The organism is Streptomyces sp. NRRL WC-3549, assembly GCF_000721935.1.
GTDB lineage: Bacteria > Actinomycetota > Actinomycetes > Streptomycetales > Streptomycetaceae > Streptomyces.
In genome coordinates this window covers 169,529-176,621 of the sequence record NZ_KL585387.1, presented here as the reverse complement: position 1 = coordinate 176,621, position 7,093 = coordinate 169,529, and the positions used below count along the sequence as shown (strand labels likewise).

Genomic DNA, 7,093 nt, shown 5'->3' with positions numbered 1-7,093 from the left:
CCCCCCGCCACCGGCGGCAGGAGGCGCAGCCCCGAGCGGGCGACGGCGGTGCGCACCCCGGGGCGGGTGAACGTCCCGGCGACGGCGGTGGTGCCGTGCCGCAGCATCCGCTGGAGCCCGCGCCGGGCGCTGGCGCCCCAGCGGGCGTCGTCCATCGCGAGCGCGGCGACCGCCTCGCCGTACAGCGGCCGGGTGCCGAGCGTGTCGGCCTCACGCGGGTCCGGGTGGTAGGCGGCCTCCAGCAGTTCCCGCGCGGTGGCGTTCACCAGGCCCCGGCCGATCAGTCCGGACCAGCGCCGCACCCGGGCCGCCGGGAAGGCCGCGGAGACCTCCGCCCACGGACCGACCGCGACGACGAGGCCGCCGTCCACGGCCACGGAGTCCGCCCCGTCCGGGGCGCCGAGGACCGCGTCGGCGGCGTGGACCGTCAGCACCGGCAGGTCAGTTGGCGTCGAGGAGCTTCAGCTCCGGGTGCGCCGTACCGCCCGTGATCGCCGTGGAGGAGATGTGCGAGACGACCCGCTCGTCGACCGGGTCGTTCGCCGGGTCGTCGTGGACGACGAGGTGCTCGTACGTCGTGGCGCGCTGGGCGGGCACCCGGCCCGCCTTGCGGATGAGGTCGATGATCTCCAGCCGGTTCGAACGGTGCTTGGCACCGGCCGAGGAGACGACGTTCTCCTCCAGCATGATCGAGCCGAGGTCGTCCGCGCCGTAGTGCAGGGAGAGCTGGCCGACCTCCTTGCCGGTGGTGAGCCAGGAGCCCTGGATGTGGGCGACGTTGTCGAGGAAGATCCGGGCGATGGCGATCATCCGCAGGTACTCGAAGAGCGTGGCCTGCGTCTGCCCCTTCAGCTTGTTGTTCTCCGGCTGGTAGGTGTACGGGATGAAGGCGCGGAAGCCGCCCGTGCGGTCCTGGACGTCACGGATCATCCGCAGGTGCTCGATGCGCTCGGCGTTGGTCTCACCGGTGCCCATCAGCATGGTCGCGGTGGACTCGACCCCGAGGCCGTGCGCGGCCTCCATGATCTCCAGCCAGCGCTCGCCGGACTCCTTGAGCGGGGCGATCGCCTTGCGGGGCCGCTCCGGCAGGAGTTCCGCGCCGGCGCCCGCGAAGGAGTCGAGGCCCGCGGCGTGGATGCGCGCGATGGCCTCCTCGGCCGAGACGCCGGAGATCCGGGCCATGTGCTCGATCTCGGAGGCGCCCAGCGAGTGGATGACGAGCTGGGGGAAGGCCTTCTTGATCGCGGAGAAGTGCTCCTCGTAGTACTCGACGCCGTAGTCCGGGTGGTGGCCGCCCTGGAACATGATCTGCGTGCCGCCCAGTTCGACGGTCTCCGCGCAGCGGCGCAGGATGTCGTCGAGGTCCCGGGACCAGCCCTTGGCGGTGTCCTTCGGCGCGGCGTAGAAAGCGCAGAACTTGCAGGCCGTGACGCACACGTTGGTGTAGTTGATGTTGCGCTCGATGATGTACGTCGCGATGTGCTCGGTACCGGCGTAACGGCGGCGGCGTACGGCGTCGGCGGCGGCCCCGAGCGCGTGCAGCGGAGCCGACCGGTACAGGTCGAGCGCCTCCTGCGGCGTGATCCGCCCGCCTTCGGCGGCGCGGTCGAGGACGGGCTGAAGGTCGGCCTTCTCGGTCACCGGGCTGTCACCTTTCGGCGGTTTTTCTACGGATCCGCGGACCGATCCAGCCTACGCCAGCCCATGACACGATCCGCCGGAGGTCCCGTCCGCCCGGTCGGGCGGGCGGTCACCGGGCGGTCCGGACGGCGGACGCTCAGCCGCCCGTCGTCCGGGTGAGCGTTCCCCTCGGGTTGCCCGCGTCGGCGTCGTCGGAGACGTATTCGAGCGCGTCGTCCTTCAGGACGAGCCTCAGTCCGTCCACCCCGTCCGTGCACACGCCCTTGCCGCGCGCGCCCTTGCGGCCGTCGACGACCGCCGTGTCGCCGTCGATCCTCCTCAGGGTGAGCACGTCCTCGCAGAGGAAGTTGCCCAGGAGGTCGACCTGTTCGGCCGTCCCCACCCGCTGTCCCACCCGGGCGCCCGCCAGCTCGACGGTCATCTCACCGGCCGGCAGTCCCGCCGCCGAGACGGCCCCCCGCCAGGTACCGACGAACGCCTCGGGCAGCTCCGCCGACGGCTCGCCCTCCGCGTCCCCGGGAGGAGAGGCGGGGCCTTTGGAGGCCGCCGCGGACGGCGGGGCGGCCGCGCCCTCGTCGCCCTTGTGCTCCGCACCGCTCCCCGGGAACAAGTCACCGAGCAGGCCCGCACCGACGGTCACCGCGGCGAGCGCACCGGCGACGGCCAGGGCGACCGTGCAGCTGACCCGCCGCCCCCGGCGCGGTCCGGGCTGCGGACCGGTGTCCAGGGTGACCGCGACCCGGGCACCCGGCCCCTGGCCCGTCGCCCCGGCCACGGGCCAGGGGCCTGGCGGTGGCGGCGGTGGTGGCGGGCCGAAGGCGCCGAGCTCCGGGCCGCCCAGCGAGGCGCTGCTGAACGGCACCGGCCCCGACCCCACCGGCTCGTCCTGCGGTTCCAGGTCCAGCAGCGCCACCGCCGACCGGCTGACCTCCCGTACCAGGGGGTCCGGCAGCCAGCCGGGCGCCACCAGGACGGCGGCCCCGCCGGGCGAGAGGCAGCGGGCCAGCTCGGCGGGGGCGGGCCGGTCGGCGGGGTCCTTGGCGAGGCACCCGGCCACCAGCTCCCGCAGCTCCCCCTCCAGGTCGCCGAGTTCGGGTTCCTCGTGCACCACCTTGTAGAGGAGTACGGCGGAGGAGTCGCCGGGGAAGGGGGAGTTACCGGTCGCCGCGTAGACGAGGACCGCGCCGAGCGAGAAGACGTCGGCGGCTCCGGAGGCGTCCAGGCCCCGGATCTGCTCCGGCGCCATGTAACCGGGCGAGCCGACGGAGACCCCGGTGGAGGTGAGGGAGACGGTGGCGCCGAGGGCGCGGGCGATCCCGAAGTCGATCAGCCGGGGGCCGTCGAGCGCGAGCAGCACGTTGGACGGCTTCACGTCCCGGTGGACCAGGCCCTGCGCGTGCACGGCGTCGAGCGCCTCGCCCAGGCCCGCACCCAGGGCCCGTACCGCCCGGGAGGGCAGCGGGCCGTGGCGGGTGACCGCGTCGGAGAGCGGCGGGCCGGCCACGTAACCGGTCGCCACCCACGGCACCGGAGCGTCCGGGTCGGCGTCCAGGACGGGGGCGGTCCACTGCGCTCCGACCCGGCGCGCGGCCTCCACCTCGCGCCGGAAGCGGGCCCGGAACTGCTCGTCGAGGGCGAAGTGGGGGTGGACGACCTTGACCGCGACGGTGCGCCCGCCGGCGCTGCGCCCGAGATAGACCCGGCCCATCCCCCCGGCGCCGAGCCTGCCGATCAGCCGGTAGCCACCGACCGCGCGCGGTTCGCCGGCTTCCAGCGGCTGCATATGGTCTCCCCCCGTGGACCCCAGGACCTCCGAGCGCAGCCTAGGCGCCCGGGGTGCCCGTCCCCAGGGAGACCTTCCGTCGATTTCGGGCCCTAAGGGAACGAAGCCAGGGATTTCGCCATGGCGAAAGGCGCGAATGCGTCGGTCGCCGTGTCCCCACTCAGGCGTTCACCGGCGCGATACCGGATCGCAAACCGGGGTCGTCCCGGAGTGCGCCCGCTATTCGGCGCTCCCTGTATGCGACAGGCACCCGTGGAGGGCGCTCGGACATTCATCCGCATTCCCGGGAACGGAATGGGGCGTCCGGACGTACGCGATAAAGGCCGGACGGGAAAGTACGGGATTCATCTATCTCCCGGACTTTCCCGTCCGCCCCTCGTCCGCCCCCTCGGCCGCCGTCAGCCGCCCAGCAGCTCGACCGTCACCTCGGCCGGGTACCCGGTGCCGGGGCCGGTCCTGCGGGCGAACTCCCGCACCCCGGCCAGCTGGTCCGGGCCGAAGCGGAAGTCCAGCGTGGTGAAGTACCGTTCCAGCACCTCGGCGTCGAAGGCCTCCCACCGGGCCGCCTGCTCGGCCACCTTGGTGACCTCCTCCAGCGAGACGTCGCGCGAGGCCAGGAACGCCTCGTGCACCTTCTCCACGTACTCGGGGTGCGAGGCGAGGTAGTCCTTGCGGGCGGCCCAGACGGCGAAGACGAACGGCAGCCCCGTCCACTCCTTCCACATCTGGCCCAGGTCATGGACCTGGAGGCCGAGCCGGGGGGCGTCGTGCAGATTGGCGCGCAGCGCGGCGTCACCGATCAGCACGGCCGCGTCGGCCTCCTGCATCATCACGCCGAGGTCGGGCGGGCAGGTGTAGTAGTCGGGCGTGACGCCGTAGCGCTCGGCGAGGAGCAGCTGGGCCAGCCGTACGGAGGTGCGGGAGGTCGACCCCAGCGCCACCCGGGCACCGTGCAGCTGCTCCAGCGGGAGCTGCGACACGATCACGCACGACATGACGGGGCCGTCGCAGCCGACCGCGATGTCGGGGAGGGCGACCAGGTCGTCGGCGTTGCGGAGGAACTCGACCAGGGTGACGGGCCCGATGTCCAGGTCCCCCCTGACCAGCTGCTCGCTGAGTCTCTCCGGGGTGTCCTTCGAGAGCTCCAGGTCAAGCAGTGTCCCGGTCCGCGCCAGGCCCCAGTAGAGGGGGAGGCAGTTCAGGAACTGGATGTGGCCGACCCGCGGCCTGCTGCGACGGTCGTCGCCTTCTACGGGAGAGACGGTTGAATTGTCCACATCGCGAGGCTAGACCCGTACCCGGGGACGCCCGTCATCGGGGCGCCGGGACGCCTCCCCGGGAGGCTCGTCCGTCAGCCGTTCGGCGGTCCAATCAAACATCCGGGTGAAGTGATCTTTCCCTCTACCGCTCCCCGAGGACTGCGTGCTAGGCTCGCCGCAAGTTGCAGTTTGGTTTCCCTTGCAGTACAGAGCCTGCGGAGCATGTAACCCGCAGGCTTTTGTAGTTTTCAGACTTGTTTGCAGGTTCTGGAGCAGGGCAACCCTTTGGCCCAAGGAGGGCTTATGGCTACCGGAACCGTCAAGTGGTTCAACGCTGAAAAGGGCTTCGGCTTCATCGCCCAGGACGGCGGCGGCCCGGATGTCTTCGTCCACTATTCCGCGATCAACGCGTCCGGGTTCCGCTCCCTCGAGGAGAACCAGGTCGTGAACTTCGACGTCACTCAGGGTCCGAAGGGCCCGCAGGCTGAGAACGTCACCCCGGCCTAGGTCGTTCGTCCGGAGTCGGACCGGAGCCCGGTCCGACTCCGGACGAAGGGCGGCCTCGAGTTGCCCGGGTCGGCCGATCGCGGCCGGCTAGCAGTACCCAAGGAGCCCCGTTCCCCCCGCCTCGGCGGGGGGAACGGGGCTCCTGCCTTTCCCGGCGGCCCCGGCGGCGGCCCCGGAACCCGCTGCTTGACCTTCACCCCGTGTCAGGCCCTCCACTGGGAGCACCATGTTCACCATCGGAGACTTCGCCCGCCACGGCAGGGTCTCGGCCCGGACGCTGCGCCATTACGACGCCCTCGGCCTCCTGCGCCCGGACCGCACCGACCCCGTCACCGGCTACCGCTACTACGGCGCCGCCCAGCTCGCCCGCCTCAACCGCATCCTCGCGCTCAAGGACCTCGGCTTCACCCTCCAGCAGGTGGGGGCCGTCCTCGACGAGCGGGTGGACGCGGAGGAGCTGCGCGGGATGCTGCGGCTGCGCCGGGCGGAGCTGGAGGCGGCGATGACCGCGGCGGCCGCACGGCTGACGCGGGTCGAGGCGAGGCTCCGGTCCATCGAGAGCGAGGGACGCATGCCCGACGACGACGTCATGATCAAGCGGGTCCCGGCGGTACGGGTCGCCGAACTGACCGCCACCGCCGCGAGCTACCGGCCGCAGGACATCTCCCCGGTCATCGGACCGCTGTACGACCGGCTGTTCCCGCTGCTGGCCGCGGCGGGTGTGGAACCCACCGGCCCGGGCGTCGCCCGGTACGCGGACGCACCGGCCGGCGACGGCGCGGTGACCGTGCACGCCGGGGTGACCGTCACCGCCCCGCCCGGCCCGCTCGGCGACACCGGCGTCACCGTCGTCGAACTGCCCGCCTGCGAGGCGGCGGCCGTCGTCCACCGGGGGTCCATGGACGGCGTCCTCGCCACCGAGCAGGCCCTGGCCCGGTGGCTCGACGCCCACGGCCGCAGGGGCGCCGGGTACGCCCGGGAGGTCACGCTGGAGTGCCCACCGGATCGCGCCGGCTGGGTCACGGAACTCCAGCTGCCGCTGGCCGGCTGACGCCTCATCACCACCCCCGCACGGGACCCGGCCCCCTGACACGTCACGGTCCTGTGCGGAGGAGCACCCGGTGCTGACGATTCCGCCTGGCACAAGGCAGACTGTTGACGGCGATACCAGCGGTACGGGCGCGGCGGAACCAGCGGGGCCGGCGGGGCGAGCAGGACAGGGGGCATCAATGGACCGCGACAACGGACCTGGCGTGCGCGTACCGGAGCAGTGCGCTCCGGACCAGCCGGCGGACGGCGCCGCTCTGCGCTTCTCCGTGCTCGGCCCGGTACGCGCCTGGCGCGCGGACGAGCCGCTGCCCACCGGGTCCCCCCAGCAACGCGCCCTGCTGGCCGTCCTGTTGCTGCGCGACGGCCGGACCGCCACCGCGGCCGAGCTGATCGACGCCCTCTGGGGCGACGCCCCGCCCTCCCAGGCCCTGGCGACCGTGCGGACGTACGCCTCCCGGCTCCGCAAGGTCCTCGGCCCGCAGACGCTGGTCAGCGAGTCCGGAGGCTACGCGCTCCGCTTCCGCCGCGAGGACCTCGACCTCACCCGGGCCCAGGACCTCGCCGCCGAGGCCGAGAAGACCCGCGGCGGCGACCGCCTCCGGGCCCGCGCCCTGATCAACGAGCTCCTCGGCCTCTGGAACGGCGAGGTGCTGGCCTCCGTGCCGGGACCGCACGCCGACACCCAGCGCACCCGTCTGGAGGAGTGGCGCCTCCAGCTCACCGAGACCCGCCTCGACCTGGACCTGGAGGTCGGCAGCCACGCGGAGGCCGTCTCCGAACTGACCGCCCTCACCGCCGCCCACCCCCTGCGCGAACGGCTGCGCGAGCTGCTGATGGTCGCCCTGTACCGCAG

Annotated in this window: 7 protein-coding genes; 3 read left to right on the top strand and 4 right to left on the bottom strand. The window is 73.0% G+C overall.

Annotated elements, in window-relative coordinates; translation table 11 throughout:
- The 4 genes from IH13_RS0106190 to IH13_RS0106175 form a co-directional block, all read right to left on the bottom strand.
- Nucleotides 1-434: imidazolonepropionase-like domain-containing protein (locus IH13_RS0106190; RefSeq protein WP_031081711.1), on the bottom strand; the 434-nt coding region annotated here is incomplete at its 3' end.
- A 7-nt stretch (nucleotides 435-441) separates the two neighbouring features.
- Nucleotides 442-1,641: a cyclic dehypoxanthinyl futalosine synthase gene (gene mqnC, locus IH13_RS0106185; protein ID WP_031081709.1), complete on the bottom strand. Its 1,200-nt coding sequence runs from the start codon at nucleotides 1,639-1,641 to the stop codon at nucleotides 442-444.
- 136 nt (nucleotides 1,642-1,777) lie between these two features.
- Entirely contained in the window at nucleotides 1,778-3,424 is a 1,647-nt protein-coding gene (locus IH13_RS0106180) for a serine/threonine-protein kinase (RefSeq protein ID WP_031081707.1), read from the bottom strand.
- Between the two features lie 398 nt (nucleotides 3,425-3,822).
- Nucleotides 3,823-4,701, bottom strand: a complete 879-nt coding sequence (locus IH13_RS0106175) for a menaquinone biosynthetic enzyme MqnA/MqnD family protein (RefSeq protein WP_031081705.1) — start codon at nucleotides 4,699-4,701, stop codon at nucleotides 3,823-3,825.
- Between the two features lie 285 nt (nucleotides 4,702-4,986).
- Between IH13_RS0106175 and IH13_RS0106170 the strand changes: the two genes are divergently transcribed.
- From IH13_RS0106170 to IH13_RS0106160, 3 genes are all read left to right on the top strand, one after another.
- Nucleotides 4,987-5,190, top strand: a complete 204-nt coding sequence (locus IH13_RS0106170; protein WP_003967102.1) for a cold-shock protein — start codon at nucleotides 4,987-4,989, stop codon at nucleotides 5,188-5,190.
- A 226-nt stretch (nucleotides 5,191-5,416) separates the two neighbouring features.
- On the top strand, nucleotides 5,417-6,241 hold the full coding sequence (locus tag IH13_RS0106165) for a MerR family transcriptional regulator (protein WP_031081704.1): 825 nt from the start codon (nucleotides 5,417-5,419) through the stop codon (nucleotides 6,239-6,241).
- A gap of 178 nt (nucleotides 6,242-6,419) precedes the next feature.
- On the top strand, nucleotides 6,420-7,093 hold a 674-nt coding region (locus IH13_RS0106160), incomplete at its 3' end, for an AfsR/SARP family transcriptional regulator (protein ID WP_031081702.1).

Bases quoted from the DNA above. Each gene is read 5' to 3' on its own strand.
- IH13_RS0106180 (WP_031081707.1), bottom strand. From the start codon at position 3,424: ATGCAGCCGCTGGAAGCCGGCGAACCGCGCGCGGTCGGTGGCTACCGG.
- IH13_RS0106170 (WP_003967102.1), top strand. From the start codon at position 4,987: ATGGCTACCGGAACCGTCAAGTGGTTCAACGCTGAAAAGGGCTTCGGC.
- IH13_RS0106165 (WP_031081704.1), top strand. From the start codon at position 5,417: ATGTTCACCATCGGAGACTTCGCCCGCCACGGCAGGGTCTCGGCCCGG.